This is a genomic window from Streptomyces saintjeani, assembly GCF_055409605.1.
This window is the reverse complement of the sequence record NZ_CP189624.1, coordinates 5,820,155-5,835,130: the sequence shown is the minus strand read 5'-3', so window position 1 is coordinate 5,835,130 and position 14,976 is coordinate 5,820,155. Positions and strand designations below refer to the sequence as shown.

The window sequence follows — 14,976 nt, the reverse complement described above, 5'->3', positions numbered from 1 at the left end:
TCCACCACACGTTCCGAAACTCTCCCGATCGAGTGAAATTCGGGCAACTGTCGGACACACCACGACCACTCTCGATACGGTGACGCCACACCAGCCCCCTGTGACACGAGGACCACCGCTGCCCGCCCACCGCGTGGCCATACCGGCCCTTCCCGAACAACCATCACCTACGCACACCCGCCTCCCGGCGTTCAACAAGGCGCCCCTCACGGAGGCCCACACCACCCTCCTGTCCTGCCTCCACAGCGAAACCTGGGCAACAAGGGTGGCAACCCACCGCCCGTACCCCACGGTCGAAGCACTCCTGGCAGCGGCGGACGAGGCGGCGTACGACTTGACGAGGGGGGACTTGGCAGAGGCACTGGCGGCGGAGAAAACGCCGCGACTCCCTGACGAAACGTACGCAGCGGCCAGCATGGCCCTCAGCGCCGCACATGCCGCGTACGAGGCGAAATTCGGTCATGCCTTCGTCGTCTGCGAAGACTCGCTGGACTTGGTCCTGGAAGCCATCCGATCACGATTGCTCAACGATCGGGAGGACGAACGGGTAGTGGCAGCGGAGGAACTCCGCAAGCTGGCAAAGCAACGTCTGCTGCACGCCCTCTAGGGGCGCGGGGAACTGCGCGACCAGCCACAACGATCCCGCAGTCGGCAGATAACCGCACACCCCACCCCAGATGCCGCGTAGTTCACCCATCCGCGTGCCAGTTTGATCACACCGGTAGGCCCGCCGTAAACCCGCCCTCACTGCGTAGCTAACATGCTGGGGGCCGGTGGACCGTACCCGGCCGGGCCGACCGACAGCACAAGCCGGCAGGCCCCGAACCCCGCTCCCGGAGGGACTTCCGTGCCGGCTGGAACGCTGTACCGCGGCCGGGAAGGAATGTGGTCCTGGGTGGCTCACCGAGTCACCGGCGTCCTCATCTTCTTCTTCCTGTTTGTCCACGTACTCGACACCGCTCTCGTGCGTGTCTCCCCCGAGGACTACGACAAGGTCGTAGCCACGTACAAGACGCCGATCGTCGCGTGCCTTGAGTACGGCCTCGTCGCCGCCATCCTCTTCCACGCGCTCAACGGCCTCCGCGTCATCGCCGTCGACTTCTGGTCGAAGGGCCCGCGCTACCAGAAGCAGATGCTCTGGACGGTCGTCGGCCTGTGGGTCGTGCTGATGATCGGCGCGATCTACCCCGTCCTCGGCCACGCGGCCCGCGAACTCTTCGGGAGCTGACACCGATGGCCACCACCGAAACCACCGCGTCCGGCATCGGCCCCGTAGAGGGCGGTTCGCTGTACGACGTCGACAACCCGGCCCCGTACATCGAGGCCCCGCGCAAGCGCACGAAGAAGACCCCGAAGTCGACGCGGGGCAACTTCGAGCTGGTCGCGTGGCTGTTCATGCGCCTGTCCGGCATCGTCCTGGTCGTGCTGGTCATCGGCCACCTGCTGATCCAGCTCGTGCTGGACGGCGGCGTCTCCAAGATCGGCTTCGCGTTCGTCGCGGGCCGCTGGGCGTCCCCGTTCTGGCAGGTCTGGGACCTGCTGATGCTGTGGCTGGCGATGCTGCACGGCGCGAACGGCCTGCGTACGGTCATCAACGACTACGCGGAGCGCGCGAACACCCGGCTGTGGCTCAAGGGCCTGCTCTACACCGCCACGGTGTTCACCATCCTGCTGGGCACGCTGGTGATCTTCACCTTCGACCCGAACATCCGCTAGGCACGGGGCTGCGACCAACATGAAGATCCACAAGTACGACACCGTCATCGTCGGCGCGGGCGGCGCCGGTATGCGCGCGGCCATCGAGTCGACGAAGCGCAGCCGCACCGCCGTGCTGACGAAGCTCTACCCGACCCGCTCCCACACGGGCGCGGCGCAGGGCGGCATGGCCGCCGCGCTGGCGAACGTGGAGGAGGACAACTGGGAGTGGCACACCTTCGACACGGTCAAGGGCGGTGACTACCTGGTCGACCAGGACGCCGCCGAGATCCTGGCGAAGGAGGCCATCGACGCCGTCCTCGACCTGGAGAAGATGGGCCTGCCGTTCAACCGGACGCCCGACGGGACGATCGACCAGCGCCGCTTCGGCGGGCACAGCCGCAACCACGGCGAGGCGCCGGTGCGCCGCTCCTGCTACGCGGCCGACCGCACCGGTCACATGATCCTCCAGACGCTGTACCAGAACTGCGTGAAGGAGGGCGTGGAGTTCTTCAACGAGTTCTACGTCCTCGACCAGCTGCTCACCGAGGTCGACGGCGTCAAGAAGTCGGCCGGCGTGGTGGCGTACGAGCTGGCGACCGGCGAGATCCACGTCTTCCAGGCGAAGGCCGTGATCTACGCGTCCGGCGGCACCGGCAAGTTCTTCAAGGTGACGTCCAACGCGCACACCCTGACCGGTGACGGGCAGGCCGCCTGCTACCGCCGGGGGCTGCCGCTGGAGGACATGGAGTTCTTCCAGTTCCACCCGACCGGCATCTGGCGCATGGGCATCCTGCTGACGGAGGGCGCCCGCGGTGAGGGCGGCATCCTGCGCAACAAGGACGGCGAGCGCTTCATGGAGAAGTACGCGCCGGTCATGAAGGACCTCGCGTCCCGTGACGTCGTCTCGCGCTCCATCTACACGGAGATCCGTGAGGGCCGCGGCTGCGGTCCCGAGGGCGACCACGTCTACCTCGACCTCACGCACCTCCCGCCGGAGCAGCTCGACGCGAAGCTCCCGGACATCACGGAGTTCGCGCGCACCTACCTCGGTATCGAGCCGTACACGGACCCGATCCCGATCCAGCCCACCGCGCACTACGCGATGGGCGGCATCCCGACGAACGTCCAGGGTGAGGTCCTCTCCGACAACACCACGGTCGTTCCGGGTCTGTACGCCGCCGGCGAGGTCGCCTGCGTCTCCGTGCACGGCGCGAACCGCCTCGGCACCAACTCGCTGCTGGACATCAACGTGTTCGGCAAGCGGGCCGGCATCGCGGCGGCCGAGTACTCCCAGGGCGCCGACTTCGTCGAGCTCCCGGAGGACCCGGCGCAGTCGGTCGTCGACCAGGTGGAGAGCCTGCGCGCGTCGACCGGCACCGAGCGGGTCGCCGTGCTGCGCAAGGAGCTCCAGGAGACCATGGACGCGAACGTCATGGTGTTCCGGACCGAGCAGACGATCAAGACGGCCGTCGAGAAGATCGCCGAGCTGCGCGAGCGGTACAAGAACGTCTCGGTGCAGGACAAGGGCCGCCGGTTCAACACGGACCTCCTGGAGGCCATCGAGCTGGGCAACCTGCTCGACCTGGCCGAGGTGATGGCCGTGTCCGCGCTGGCCCGCAAGGAGTCGCGCGGCGGTCACTACCGCGAGGACTACCCCAACCGCGACGACGTCAACTTCATGCGCCACACCATGGCGTACCGCGAGGTCGGCGACGACGGCACGGACTCGATTCGTCTCGACTACAAGCCGGTCGTGCAGACCCGCTACCAGCCGATGGAGCGTAAGTACTGATGGCAACTCCCGTTCTGGACAAGGTGGAGGCGGAGGCCGCGGCCTCGGACCACCTCATCACCGTCACGTTCCGCGTCCGCCGGTTCAACCCGGAGGTCTCGGCGGAGGCGACCTGGGAAGACTTCCTGCTGGAGATCGACCCCAAGGAGCGCGTCCTCGACGGCCTCCACAAGATCAAGTGGGACCTGGACGGCTCGCTGACGTTCCGCCGCTCCTGCGCGCACGGCATCTGCGGTTCGGACGCCATGCGGATCAACGGCAAGAACCGTCTTGCCTGCAAGACCCTGATCAAGGACATCAACCCGGCCAAGCCGATCACGATCGAGCCCATCAAGGGCCTCACGGTCCTGAAGGACCTGGTCGTGGACATGGAGCCGTTCTTCCAGGCGTACCGCGACGTCATGCCCTTCCTCATCACGAAGGACACGAACGAACCGACCCGCGAGCGCCTCCAGAGCGCCGAGGACCGCGAGCGCTTCGACGACACGACGAAGTGCATCCTCTGCGCGGCCTGCACGTCCTCGTGCCCGGTCTTCTGGAACGACGGCCAGTACTTCGGCCCGGCGGCGATCGTCAACGCGCACCGCTTCATCTTCGACTCGCGCGACGAGGCCGGCGAGCAGCGCCTCGAAATCCTCAACGACCGTGACGGCGTGTGGCGTTGCCGCACAACCTTCAACTGCACGGACGCCTGCCCGCGCGGCATCGAGGTCACAAAGGCGATCCAGGAGGTGAAGCGAGCGCTGATCACGCGCCGCTTCTAGGTTCTGGGTACGTCGTACTGGGCCCCGTTCTTCCGGTCTGCACCGGGGAGCGGGGCCCTGCGCGTTGGCCTGACGCTTTGGCTTGATGCCTCAACCCGCCTTGATCTGCTTGAGAGTTCAAGTCAGACTCTGGCGCATGGCAATCCTGAGAAAAGCGGCGACGGCCTCACTGGCCCTCGCGGCCGTGCTCTTCGCGATACCCCCCACTGCCTCGGCCTCCCCCGCGTGGACGACGGAGACGTCCGCCGGCAGCACGATCACGGTGGTGCCCAGTACAAGTGGGCGTCCCGGCAAGGAACTTCTCTTCCACACCGAGGGCAACGGCAAGGCGTTCGTCGTCCTGCCGCTCAAGTCCCTTCCGGGGAACAGTCTCTGGGCCCGCGCGCGGGTGAAGCTGGGGGCCGTTCCGCTCTCGCCCGACTGGGCGCACTGGACGCTCGCGGAGGCGTCCGGGAGCGATTCGCCCACGCTGGTACGGCCGTTGGGCGGGCAGTACGCGCCCACCGACAAGGGCAACTTCTACGGCGTAGGCTCGGACCTGGGCGTGACCGGCGACTGGACGAACTGGCGGACCTCGGCGCCGGCCGCCGCGGGCGTCTGGCAGTGCCTGGAGTTCCATCTGGACGCATCCGACAACAAGGTCACGGTGTACTTCGACGGGGTCGAGAACCCCGACCTGACCGTGTCGACGAAGAACCACGGCGGGACCGCCGACGACTTCGTGTTCCCGACGTTCGACAAGCTGAAGCTCGGGTGGCAGCTGTACCAGGCGAACCCGAACCCCTCGTCGTACGACGTGCGGATGGCCGACATCGCGGTGGGTCCCCGGCGCGCCGGCTGCTGAGTCCGTAGACCCCGTGGAGGGGTCCGCCCCTGGGAGAAGATCAGGGGCGGACCCGGGACCCCGCGGGGGGGGGTCAGCCTCGCAGGACGCGGCCCTGCTTGTCCGTGCGGTCGTTGCTGACGAGGAAGATGATCCCGTCGATCAGCGCCCAGAGGCCGAAGCCGCCGCAGGTCAGGAGCTGGGCGAGGCCGATGCCGACGTTGCCGACGTAGAAGCGGCCGATGCCGAGGGTGCCCAGGAAGATCTGGAGGAGGCCGGCGACGAGCTTCGACTTGTCGGAGTACGGGCGGCCCTGCGGGTCGTAGCCGTAGGGGGCTTCGGCGTTGGGGACGGGGACGGTCATAGGAACTGCTCTCCTGACGGGACTGCTCGGGATGCGAGAACCGGGGAGCGCGCACGTCAGCCCATGCCTCGGCCGTCCCCCCGTGTGAGCGCTGAGCGTAGGCAGGGGCGAGCGCCGTACGGCAGCTCCGTCGAACTATCGTTCCCTTACCGTGACAAAGCTCGCGCCAACTTACGGCTGGTTCCGGCCACTTCAGACGTCTCGCTCAACCCGTACACACCACCGTGCGTCGCGTCAGTGAAGGTTCCGGACAACGGCCCAGACAACGGCAACCCCAAGAATCAACACCTGCGCACGCCCGCCCACTTGAGGTCTCCACCGGCGCCCCCGCCCGACCCCCTCCCACATCCAGCGCCCCAGCAACGCGAGCGCGAACGGGGAGGCGAGCAGAAGCACCCGATTATCGAGCCACGCCGCGTCGAGACGGCCGTGCATCAGGTCGTACACCATGCGGGTGCCACCACAGGCGGGACAGAGCAGCCCGGTGACGAACCGGAAGGGGCACTGGGGGAGAAGGTGGCCCGGTTGGTGGGGATCGGTCCCGTACAGATAAGCCGCCCCGGCGCCCCCGGCGACGAGCACCGCGAGGGGGGCTGCCGCCGGGTGCCGGAGGAGGGGGGCGGGCTTGACGGTGTGCGCCGGTCCGGGGGTGACGGGCTTGGACGTGGACGCCGGTCCGCAGGAGGCGGGCGTCGATGTGTACGCCGGTCCCGGCGCCGAGGGTTTCAGCGTGGACGCCGGTCCCGACGACTCGGACCCTTTCCCGGGCGGCCCGGACGCAGCCCCGGTCCGTGTGGGCGGCGGCCCCGGCAGTGCGGGTGTCTCCTCAGCCGGCCCGGGTCCCTCCCCCGGTCGTTCGGACGACGCGCGTGCCTTCCCGGTCGGCGTGGGTGCCTCCCCGGTCGGCGCGGGCGGCGTTTCAGCCACGGAGGACCCGGCCCTGCCCGTCCGTCGTGCTGTCGCTGGTCAGCAGGATGATGCCGTCGATCAGGGCCCAGATGCCGAAGCCGCCGCAGGTGAAGAGCTGGGCGAGGCCGAGGCCGACGTGTCCGATGTAGAACCGGCCGACGCCGAGGGTGCCCAGGAAGAGCTGGAGGATCCCCGCGACGATCTTCGACTTGTCGGAGTAGGGGCGACCGTAGGCGTCGTAGCCGTAAGGGGCGTACGGGTCACCGGTGTAGGTGCCGGGCGGCTGGTAACCGGCGCCGGGCGGCATCTGGCCCCCGGGGTACCCGTAGCCCTGCGGGGGCGGGGGGTAACCCGGTCCCGGCTGCCCCTGCGGAGGGGGATAGCCCTGCCCCGGCTGCCCCTGAGGGGGCGGCGGGTAACCCTGGCCCTGCGGCGGCTGCTGGTACCCGTACCCCGGCTGCTGCGGCGGCTGGCTGTAGGGGTTGTTGTTCGGGTACCCGTACCCCGGCGGCTCGTAGGGCTGCTTCGGCTGTTCCGTCACGGTGGTACTCCCCCAAGGTCTGACAATCGGATGCCGCCATCTTGCCCGACTTCTCTGTGCCGGAGCACATGGATGTGTGACGGCGGTACGGGGAGACCGCCCCCTCACCCCCGGCTCCACAACGCACCCGCACTCAACCACTCAGCAGCACCCCGTCCTTCAGGGGCGCGGGGAACTGCGCGACCAGCCACAACCCACCCGCACCCCGCCACACCACAGCCCCACCCCTCCCGAACCCGGCACTTACCCCAGCACCGACGCCGCCCCACACGCCCCGATGCGTCACCGCCCCCTCCACCGCGCCGACGGCGGCACGGTGGGCGATGCGGTCCGAGTGCGAGCGAGGTGTGCGCATACGTTCGACCCTACGAGCCACCACTGACAATCACCCGATCCAGCCAGCAATACACCTATTGTGACGTTATGTCTGATGACGAGTCGTACGAGCTGCTCGGGTTCGACAACGTGCTGCTGCCGGTCGGGAACCTCGCCGAGGCGGTGGGGTTCTACGAGCGCGCCGGGTTCGCGGTGGGATTCCGCTTCGACGAGGGCGGGATCGCGTCACTGAAGGTGGGCCGGGAGACGCCGGGCATCCTGCTGCGGGAGGAGGAGGCGCTGGCCCACCGCCCCCCGCCGTGGGGCTGCGCGCGCGTATGGATGGAGGTCCCGGACGCGCGGGCGGTGGCGCGCAGGCTGACGGCGGCGGGAGTCGCCGCGATCGACAAACCGGCGTCCGTCGCGACGGGCTGGACGGTGGAGATCGCCGACCCCTGGGGCAACGTCGTCGGCTTCACGGACTACACGAAGCGCCCGGAGCTGGCGAGGCGCTGAAACCCCGAGTCACCGAGATCCCGAGCCACTGAGATCCCGAGTCACCCCCCATGTTGAACACGTTCAAAAACAGGTCTACAGTCATCCGTGACAGCATTTTGAACGTGTTCAAGAAAGTGGTGGGGACATGGACCGCACGGTCATCGCCTACGTCGTCTACCTGGCCGTCAGCATCGCGCTGACCGTCTGGGTCGCCCGGACCCTCAGCCGCAACGGCCGCATCTTCCTCGCGGACGTCCTGCGCGGCGACGAGAAGCTCGCCGACGCGGTGAACCACCTCCTGGTGGTCGGCTTCTACCTGGTGAACCTGGGCTTCGTCGCCCTCTACCTGAGCGGCGACGAGTCCCTGTCGAACACCCGCGAGATCTTCGAGGCCCTGTCGACGAAGCTCGGCGTGGTCCTGCTGGTCCTCGGCGCGATGCACCTGGGCAACGTGTACGTCCTGAGCCGCATACGGCGCCGGAGCATGCTGGAGCGCGAGGACGTGCCGCCGGTCGCCCCGCGCGCGTGGGTCGCGCCGACGAAGCCGGCCCAGGCGTGACCGGCGAGCCCGACGTGACCGCAGCCGGTCACGAGACCGCCGCCGACCGGGACGCCGCGCGCGTCCCGGTCCGCCGGCTGACCGTCCTGTACGACGCGGGGTGCGGCCTGTGCCGCGCGCTCAGCGGCTGGCTGGCCCGCCAGCCCAAACTCGTCCCGCTGGACCTCGTACCGGCCGCCTCCGACGCCGCCCGCGCCCTCTTCCCCGGCCTCGACCACGGGCTCACGCTCACCGAGATCACCGTCGTCGGCGACAGCGGCCAGCTCTACCGGGGCGCCGATGCCTGGGTCGTCGTCCTGTGGGCGCTGCGGGGGCACCGGCCGCTCGCGCACCGGCTGAGCACGCCGTCAGGGCGGCGGCTGGCCCGCAAGGCAGTGCTGGTCGCCGCGCGGCTGCGGGAGCGGGGGTGGAGGGACCCGGCGTACGAGCGGGGCGAGGAATGGGGCGAGGAATGGGGCGGCGGAGCGTACGACGGTGTCGACGGGTGGGTGTACCGCCCCACCCTGGGCTGGATGTATGTCTGTGACGGCGACTCCTGCGGCACTGGTTAGGCTCGCGACCGTGTCCGCGAACAACGACAGTCCCGCCGCAGCTCCCAGCAAGTCCGAGCAGACCCGTGCGCTCATCCTGGAGACCGCCATGCGGCTCTTCCAGGAGCGCGGGTACGACAAGACGACCATGCGGGCCATCGCCCAGGAGGCGGGGGTCTCCGTCGGCAACGCGTACTACTACTTCGCCGGCAAGGAACATCTCATCCAGGGGTTCTACGACCGCCTCGCCGCCGAGCACCGCGCCGCCGTCCGCCCCCTCCTCGCCCGCGAGACCGACTTCGAGGCCCGCCTCGCCGGGGTCCTGCGCCTGTGGCTCGACCTGGCGACGCCGTACCACGAGTTCGCGGTCCAGTTCTTCAAGAACGCGGCGGATCCCGACAGCCCCTTGAGCCCTTTCTCCCCGGAGTCGGAGCACGCGCGCGAGGAGGCGATCTCGGTCCACCGGGAAATCCTGCGGGGCGCCACAAAAACCAAGGTCGCGGACGACCTGAAGGACGTCCTCCCCGAGCTGATGTGGCTCTCCCAGATGGGCCTGGTCCTCTACTGGATCTTCGACCGCACCCCGGGCAGAGAACGCAGCTACCGCCTGGCGGAAAGAGGCGCCCGCCTCACCGCACGCGGAGTGGCCCTGTCCCGCTTCCGCGTCCTGCGCCCGCTGGTGCGCGAGGTGCACGAACTGTTCACGGACTTCCTACCGGGGATGACGAGGATGCTGCCGGACCCGGGAACGAAGAAGAGGGAAAAATGATCACTTTTGATCAAGCGACTCATTCGGACATCAGGGGCGTCGCCTGTCTACGATGATGCCCTCGACACCAGCCCATGGGAGGCACGTGATGTCCGCAGCATCCGTCGAGCAGCCTTTCGACGACGAGCCGTTCTCCCTCGCGGTCATTGCCGACGAGATCATGGAAAGTCATCCGGGCTATCGCGTCGAGATCGTTGGAGGCCATCTCCTCGTGACCCCTTCACCGGACTCTGGTCACTCACGCACGCTGACCAAGCTGATGCGTCCGTTCATCGCGGCCGGACTGGACGACGGTGACTCGGAGGTTCACCAGGGCATGGGTCTGTGGCTGCCCAGCGCCGCCGAGGACTACGTCATCCCGGATCTGGTGATCGTGGACGCCGACATCGACGACCACCTCATCGAGAAGAACGCGTACGACCCGGTCTGCTTCCGCCTCGTCCTGGAGGTCACCTCCGGAAACTGGAGGGACGACCTCAAGACCAAGGTCCGCGTCTACGCCGAGGCCAAGGTGCCCGTGTACGTCGTCGTCGACCGCAAGCACCAGCGGCTTCACGTCCTGACCGAGCCCTCCGGGGACGAGTACGGCAGCCATCGCGTACACGCCCCCGGCGAGACGGTCACGCTGCCCGACTCGATCGGCGCCGAAGTGACTCTCGACGTGGCCCAGATCATCAAGTACGGGCAGCCCAAGGGCTAACTGACCGCGTCCACCTCCCCCTCCCGCAGCTCCACGTCCTGCACCACCGGCCCCTCCCCCACGTTCACGTGCCGTGCGGACGAGCCGTACGCGGGTGCGGTGACCGCCAGGAGGTACGTGCCCGGTGCCGGGACCGACAGGATGTAGGAGCCGTCCGCGAGGGTGACCACGTGGTCGAGCTGGCGGCCTCCTCCTGAGGAGAGGAGGGTGACCGCGGCGTCGGCGACGGGGGCTCCCTCCGGGTCGCGGACGAAGCCGTGGACGGCGGAGGCGGGGCCGTCGGAAGCGACGGGCGGCGCCTCTTCCTGGGGCTCCACCGCCAGGTGCGGCAGCCGCTTCTCCAGCCACGCCGGAAGCCACCAGTTCGACGTACCCAAGAGGTGCATCGCCGCAGGGACAAGTGCCGTGCGCAGGATGAACGCGTCCAGGGCGACCGCGACCGCGAGCCCGACGCCCGCCATCGCCGCCCCGGAGTCCCCGCTCAGGACGAACGCGAGGAACACGCACACCATGATGAGCGCGGCGGAGTTGATGACGCGGGACGTCTCCGCGAGGCCGACGCGTACCGCGCGCGCGTTGTCGCGGGTGTGGACCCACTCCTCGTGCATACGGCTGACGAGGAAGACCTGGTAGTCCATGGAGAGCCCGAAGAGCAGGGACAGCATGATGACCGGCAGGAAGGCGTTGATGGGCCCCTCCTTGCCGAGGCCGAGCAGTTCGAGGCCCCAGCCCCACTGGAAGACCGCCACCAGGACGCCGAACGAGGCCGCCGCGGCGATGAGGTTCATGACGGCCGCCGTCAGCGGCACGACGAGCGATCTGAACGCCACCAGGAGCAGCAGGAACCCGAGCCCGATGATCGTCGCGACGAACAGCGGCAGCCGGTCGCCGGTGACGGTCGCGAAGTCCTTGGAGACGGCCGTGACACCCCCGACGTGCGCCTGCGCGCCCGCCTGCGGGATGACGCGATCGCGCAGGGTGTCGATGAGGTCGTCGGTCTCCCGGGACTGCGGAGAGGTGGTGGGCACGACCTGGACGACGGTGACACCGGCGGCCGGCGGCAGCGCGGCGACCCGCGCGACGCCCTCGGTCGCCTCGATGCCCCGCACGAGCGCGGCCGTGTCCCCGCCGTCGGCGACGACCTGGAGAGGCCCGTTGAAGCCGGGCCCGAAGCCCTCCGCGAGGAGGTCGTACGCCTGGCGGGTCGTCGTGGTCGTGTCGTCGTTGCCCTGGTCGGTCGCGCCGAGCCGCAGCGACAGCACCGGCAGCGCGAGGACGACCATGACGGCGAGGGCGAGGGCCGCGATGGACCGGGGCCGCCGCTGGACCTGCGTGGACCAGCGCACGGCGGGCCCGCTCGTCGCCTCCGGCTCGGGCCCGGAGGCGGCGAGCCGGCGCCGCTGCTTACGGCTCAGCACCCGCTGCCCGAGGAACCCGAGGAGCGCGGGCAGCAGGGTCGTCGCGGCGAGGACGCTGAGGACGACCGTCAGGGACGTACCGATGACGACGCCGTCGAGGAAGCGCAGGTTGGTGACGAGCATCCCGGCGAGGGCGATGCAGACGGTGCCGCCCGCGAACAGGACGGCGCGCCCGGAGGTGTTGAGGGCGGTGACCGCCGACTCCTCGGGGTCGAGGCCGCGCAGGACGCCCTTGCGGTGCCGGGTGACGATGAACAGGGCGTAGTCGATGCCGACGCCGAGGCCGATCAGGGAGGCCAGCAGGGGCGCCAGGTCGGGGATGTCGGTGGTGTGGCTGAGGAGCTGCGTGCCGAACAGGCCCATGCCGACGCCGAAGACGGCGATGGCGATCGGCAGGAGCATCGCGAAGAACGAGCCGAACGCGAGGAACAGGACGATCGCCGCGGCGGCGAGCCCGACCATCTCGGCGAGGCCCGTGGGCGGCTCCTGGACGCGCTGGATCGCCTGGCCCCCCAGCTCGACCCTCAGGCCGCCCTGTTCGGCCTTCTGGGCGGCGTCCACGACCTTCTCGATGAGTTCCTTGGGCACCTCGTTGGCCTGCTTGGTGAACGTCACCTGCGCGTAGGCGATCTTCCCGTCGCGGCTGATCTGCGCCGCCCCGCCCGCGCCCGCGTACGGCCCGGCGACGTCCCCGACGCCGTCCAGCCCCGCGATCTCCTTCAGCGCGGGTTCGATCCGCTGCCGTACGGCGTCGTCGCGGACGCTGCCGCTGTCGGTCTTCCACACGATGGTGTCGGTGTCGCCCGCGCGTGCGGGGAACGCCTTCTCCATCAGGTCGTACGCCTTCTTGGAGTCCGTGTCCGGTAGCGAGAAGACGTTCGCGTAGTTGGTTCCGGCGGCCGACGCCGCGAACCCCATGCCGAACAGTGCCCCCACCCACAGCAACAGGACCACCAGCCGGTGCCGGTAGCACCAGCGTGCCAATGCCGCCACGCTTCAACTCCTCTTCGTATCCGGTCAGTTCGGTTGGTCCCCCAGGTCCTGGAGGACAGCATCGGCAGGAGCGGACGCGGCTGGACATCCACGGGCCATGACTCTCAAGGAACTCCAAAGACAAACCCCGCACGCGCGGCCGGGGCGGCGCCGATACTGAGGGCATGACGACGGCCCCTGGCACCGTGCTGGTCGTGGAGGACGAGCCGAGCATCGCGGACGTCCTCGCCATCGCGCTGCGCTTCCACGGTTTCGAGGTGATGGTCGCGGGTACGGTGCGCGAGGCGCTCGCGCTCGTCGGGCGCACCCGTCCCGACGTGGCGCTCCTCGACGTGATCCTCCCGGACGGCGACGGCCGCGCCCTCGGCCGCGAACTGCGCACCCGGCGCGCCGACCTGGCGATCGTGTTCCTGACCGCGCGGGACTCGCCCGCCGAGATCGTGGGCGCACTCGGCTTCGGCGACGACTACATCACCAAGCCGTTCGACATCGACGTCGTCGTCGCGCGCATCGGCGCGGTGCTCCGGCGCACGCGCGCGGCCGACGTCCTGCCGCAGCGCCCGCCCCTGCGCTACGGCGACCTGGAGCTGGATGAGACGACGTACAGCGTGCACCGCGCGGGGCTCACGGTGGAGCTGACGCCGACGGAGTACGCGCTGCTGCGGTTCCTGGTGCGCAACGGCGGCCGGGTCGTCCCCAAGGAACAACTCCTGCGCCACGTCTGGCAGTACGAGCACACGCCGCCCGAATCGACGGTCGTCGAGACGTACATCAGCTATCTGCGGCGCAAACTGGCCGCCCTGGGCCCGCCGGTGATCACCACGCGGCGCGGCGTCGGCTACGGGCTGGCGTGATGGGCATCCCGCGCGCGTGGGCGATGCGTTCCCTGCGGGTGAAGCTGACGCTGGCGAACGTCGCCCTGCTCGCGCTCGGCATCACGGCGGCGACCGCCGTCAGCCTGATGGCGATGCGGCACTACCTGATCGGCCAGATCGACTCCGGGCTGACCAAGACCCGCTCCTCGCTGGAGAGTTCGCGGCTCACCCTGCGGGACGTCGACTCGCTGACCGTGCTGGCGTTCATCAGCGACCAGGTGCTCCCCGAGGCGGAGCGCGAACAGGCCACGCCGGACTCGGTGTTCGCCGCCGTCGACGCCAGGGGGACGGCGCTGCCGCTGTTCGGCATCCAGCCGACCGAGGCGCAGAAGGGCATCGCGAAGGCGGTCGGTTCGCCCGCCGGTCTCGTACGGCACAGCTCCCCGCAGGACGTCGACCTGCACGGCGCCCCCTACCGGGCGACGGCGACGCGCCTGAGGGACGGTACGTACGTCCTGATGGCGACCTCCACCGACGGCCTCCACAAGGGGATGGCGAAGGCGCTGCGGGCCGATGTCACCGTCGGGACGCTGCTGCTGGCGCTGCTGGCGTGTCTGACGCTGTTCAACGTGCGGCGGCGGATGCGGCCCCTTGAGGACATGGTGGAGACGTCGTCGGCGATCGCGGAGGGCGATCTGACGCGCCGGGTGCCGTCCAACTGCGAGGCCACGCAGGAGGTCGAGCAACTGCGGCTCGCGCTGAACTCGATGCTGCACCAGGTGGAGACCGCGTACCGCACGCGCGAGCGCAGCGCCGCCCAGCTCCGGTCGTTCGTCGCGGACGCCTCGCACGAGCTGCGCACCCCGCTGGCGGCGATCCGGGGCTACCTCCAGCTGTACGACAAGGGGATGCTGCGCGAGGAGGAGGAGCGGCGGCGCGCCTGGGACCGGATGAACGCCGAGGTCGACCGGATGGGGCGGCTGGTGGACGAACTCCTCACGCTGGCCCGCCTCGACCAGCACCCGGAGCTGCGGCTGCGGCCCGTCGACGTCACGCGCCTGGTGCGGGACGCGGCGCAGGACCTGCGCGCCCAGCAGCCGGCCCGCCCGGTCACCGTGGACGCCTCGGGCACCCTGCTCCTCCAGGCCGACGAGTCGGGGCTGCGGCAGATCCTCGGCAACCTCGTCGCCAACGTCCGCACCCACACGCCCGCCGACGTGCCCGTGCACCTCTCGGCGCGGCGCGCGGGCGAGCGGATCACCCTGACCGTCGCCGACAAGGGGCCGGGGCTGAGCGCCGAGAACGCCTCCCGCGTCTTCGACCGCTTCTTCCGCACCGGCAGCGCGGCGGGCAGCGGCCTCGGGCTCGCGATCGTCCAGCGGGCGGTGGAGTCCCACAACGGCACGATCAGCGTCCGTACGGCGCCCGGGGAGGGGCTGACGGCGACGGTGGAGCTGCCCGAGCGCCCTGGCTGCTCCTGAAACGGGC

Annotated in this window: 17 protein-coding genes and 1 pseudogene; 13 read left to right on the top strand and 5 right to left on the bottom strand. The window is 69.6% G+C overall.

Annotated features, from left to right (window positions below):
- The first annotated feature begins 100 nt into the window (after positions 1-100).
- From ACQCO7_RS26695 to ACQCO7_RS26670, 6 genes and pseudogenes are all read left to right on the top strand, one after another.
- A pseudogene (locus tag ACQCO7_RS26695) lies at positions 101-659 on the top strand (2-oxo-4-hydroxy-4-carboxy-5-ureidoimidazoline decarboxylase).
- Between the two features lie 188 nt (positions 660-847).
- Complete coding sequence (gene sdhC / locus ACQCO7_RS26690; RefSeq protein ID WP_010351863.1) at positions 848-1,228, top strand: succinate dehydrogenase, cytochrome b556 subunit; 381 nt, start codon at positions 848-850, stop codon at positions 1,226-1,228.
- A gap of 5 nt (positions 1,229-1,233) precedes the next feature.
- Positions 1,234-1,716, top strand: a complete 483-nt coding sequence (locus ACQCO7_RS26685; RefSeq protein WP_055721466.1) for a succinate dehydrogenase hydrophobic membrane anchor subunit — start codon at positions 1,234-1,236, stop codon at positions 1,714-1,716.
- A 19-nt stretch (positions 1,717-1,735) separates the two neighbouring features.
- Positions 1,736-3,490, top strand: a complete 1,755-nt coding sequence (gene sdhA / locus ACQCO7_RS26680; protein ID WP_464074178.1) for a succinate dehydrogenase flavoprotein subunit — start codon at positions 1,736-1,738, stop codon at positions 3,488-3,490.
- Entirely contained in the window at positions 3,490-4,254 is a 765-nt protein-coding gene (locus tag ACQCO7_RS26675) for a succinate dehydrogenase iron-sulfur subunit (protein WP_464074177.1), read from the top strand. Before sdhA ends, ACQCO7_RS26675 begins: the two co-directional genes overlap by 1 nt.
- A gap of 136 nt (positions 4,255-4,390) precedes the next feature.
- Positions 4,391-5,098, top strand: a complete 708-nt coding sequence (locus ACQCO7_RS26670) for a hypothetical protein (RefSeq protein ID WP_464074176.1) — start codon at positions 4,391-4,393, stop codon at positions 5,096-5,098.
- A gap of 73 nt (positions 5,099-5,171) precedes the next feature.
- Here ACQCO7_RS26670 and ACQCO7_RS26665 read toward each other — a convergent pair whose 3' ends face one another.
- The 4 genes from ACQCO7_RS26665 to ACQCO7_RS26650 all read right to left on the bottom strand — a co-directional run bounded on the left by ACQCO7_RS26665 (position 5,172) and on the right by ACQCO7_RS26650 (position 7,246).
- Positions 5,172-5,441 (bottom strand): TM2 domain-containing protein, encoded by a 270-nt coding sequence (locus ACQCO7_RS26665; RefSeq protein WP_464074175.1) that lies wholly within the window; start codon positions 5,439-5,441, stop codon positions 5,172-5,174.
- A 234-nt stretch (positions 5,442-5,675) separates the two neighbouring features.
- Positions 5,676-6,023 (bottom strand): DUF2752 domain-containing protein, encoded by a 348-nt coding sequence (locus tag ACQCO7_RS26660; protein ID WP_464074174.1) that lies wholly within the window; start codon positions 6,021-6,023, stop codon positions 5,676-5,678.
- 337 nt (positions 6,024-6,360) lie between these two features.
- Positions 6,361-6,891 carry a TM2 domain-containing protein gene (locus ACQCO7_RS26655; protein ID WP_464074173.1) on the bottom strand — a complete coding sequence of 177 codons (531 nt, stop codon included), beginning with the start codon at positions 6,889-6,891 and terminating at the stop codon, positions 6,361-6,363.
- A gap of 133 nt (positions 6,892-7,024) precedes the next feature.
- A complete protein-coding gene (locus ACQCO7_RS26650; protein WP_464074172.1) occupies positions 7,025-7,246 on the bottom strand; it encodes a hypothetical protein in 222 nt (73 codons plus the stop codon).
- A gap of 68 nt (positions 7,247-7,314) precedes the next feature.
- Between ACQCO7_RS26650 and ACQCO7_RS26645 the strand changes: the two genes are divergently transcribed.
- From ACQCO7_RS26645 to ACQCO7_RS26625, 5 genes are all read left to right on the top strand, one after another.
- Complete coding sequence (locus ACQCO7_RS26645; RefSeq protein WP_464074171.1) at positions 7,315-7,722, top strand: VOC family protein; 408 nt, start codon at positions 7,315-7,317, stop codon at positions 7,720-7,722.
- A 127-nt stretch (positions 7,723-7,849) separates the two neighbouring features.
- Positions 7,850-8,263 (top strand): hypothetical protein, encoded by a 414-nt coding sequence (locus ACQCO7_RS26640; RefSeq protein WP_464074170.1) that lies wholly within the window; start codon positions 7,850-7,852, stop codon positions 8,261-8,263.
- A complete protein-coding gene (locus ACQCO7_RS26635) occupies positions 8,260-8,814 on the top strand; it encodes a thiol-disulfide oxidoreductase DCC family protein (protein ID WP_464074169.1) in 555 nt (184 codons plus the stop codon). The genes ACQCO7_RS26640 and ACQCO7_RS26635 overlap by 4 nt, the downstream gene beginning before the upstream one ends.
- 10 nt (positions 8,815-8,824) lie before the next feature.
- Entirely contained in the window at positions 8,825-9,562 is a 738-nt protein-coding gene (locus ACQCO7_RS26630) for a TetR/AcrR family transcriptional regulator (protein WP_464074168.1), read from the top strand.
- 88 nt (positions 9,563-9,650) lie between these two features.
- The gene (locus ACQCO7_RS26625) at positions 9,651-10,262 is read left to right on the top strand and encodes a Uma2 family endonuclease (protein WP_464074167.1); all 612 of its coding nucleotides are present in this window, start codon (positions 9,651-9,653) and stop codon (positions 10,260-10,262) included.
- Here ACQCO7_RS26625 and ACQCO7_RS26620 read toward each other — a convergent pair.
- Positions 10,259-12,664 (bottom strand): MMPL family transporter, encoded by a 2,406-nt coding sequence (locus tag ACQCO7_RS26620; protein ID WP_464077294.1) that lies wholly within the window; start codon positions 12,662-12,664, stop codon positions 10,259-10,261. The two genes, ACQCO7_RS26625 and ACQCO7_RS26620, sit on opposite strands and share 4 nt — an antisense overlap.
- A gap of 173 nt (positions 12,665-12,837) precedes the next feature.
- Here ACQCO7_RS26620 and ACQCO7_RS26615 point away from each other — a divergent pair, with 173 nt between their 5' ends.
- Both ACQCO7_RS26615 and ACQCO7_RS26610 read left to right on the top strand, forming a co-directional pair.
- Positions 12,838-13,527: a response regulator transcription factor gene (locus ACQCO7_RS26615; protein WP_050372640.1), complete on the top strand. Its 690-nt coding sequence runs from the start codon at positions 12,838-12,840 to the stop codon at positions 13,525-13,527.
- Positions 13,527-14,969 carry an ATP-binding protein gene (locus ACQCO7_RS26610; RefSeq protein ID WP_464074166.1) on the top strand — a complete coding sequence of 481 codons (1,443 nt, stop codon included), beginning with the start codon at positions 13,527-13,529 and terminating at the stop codon, positions 14,967-14,969. The genes ACQCO7_RS26615 and ACQCO7_RS26610 overlap by 1 nt, the downstream gene beginning before the upstream one ends.
- Positions 14,970-14,976 lie beyond the last annotated feature (7 nt).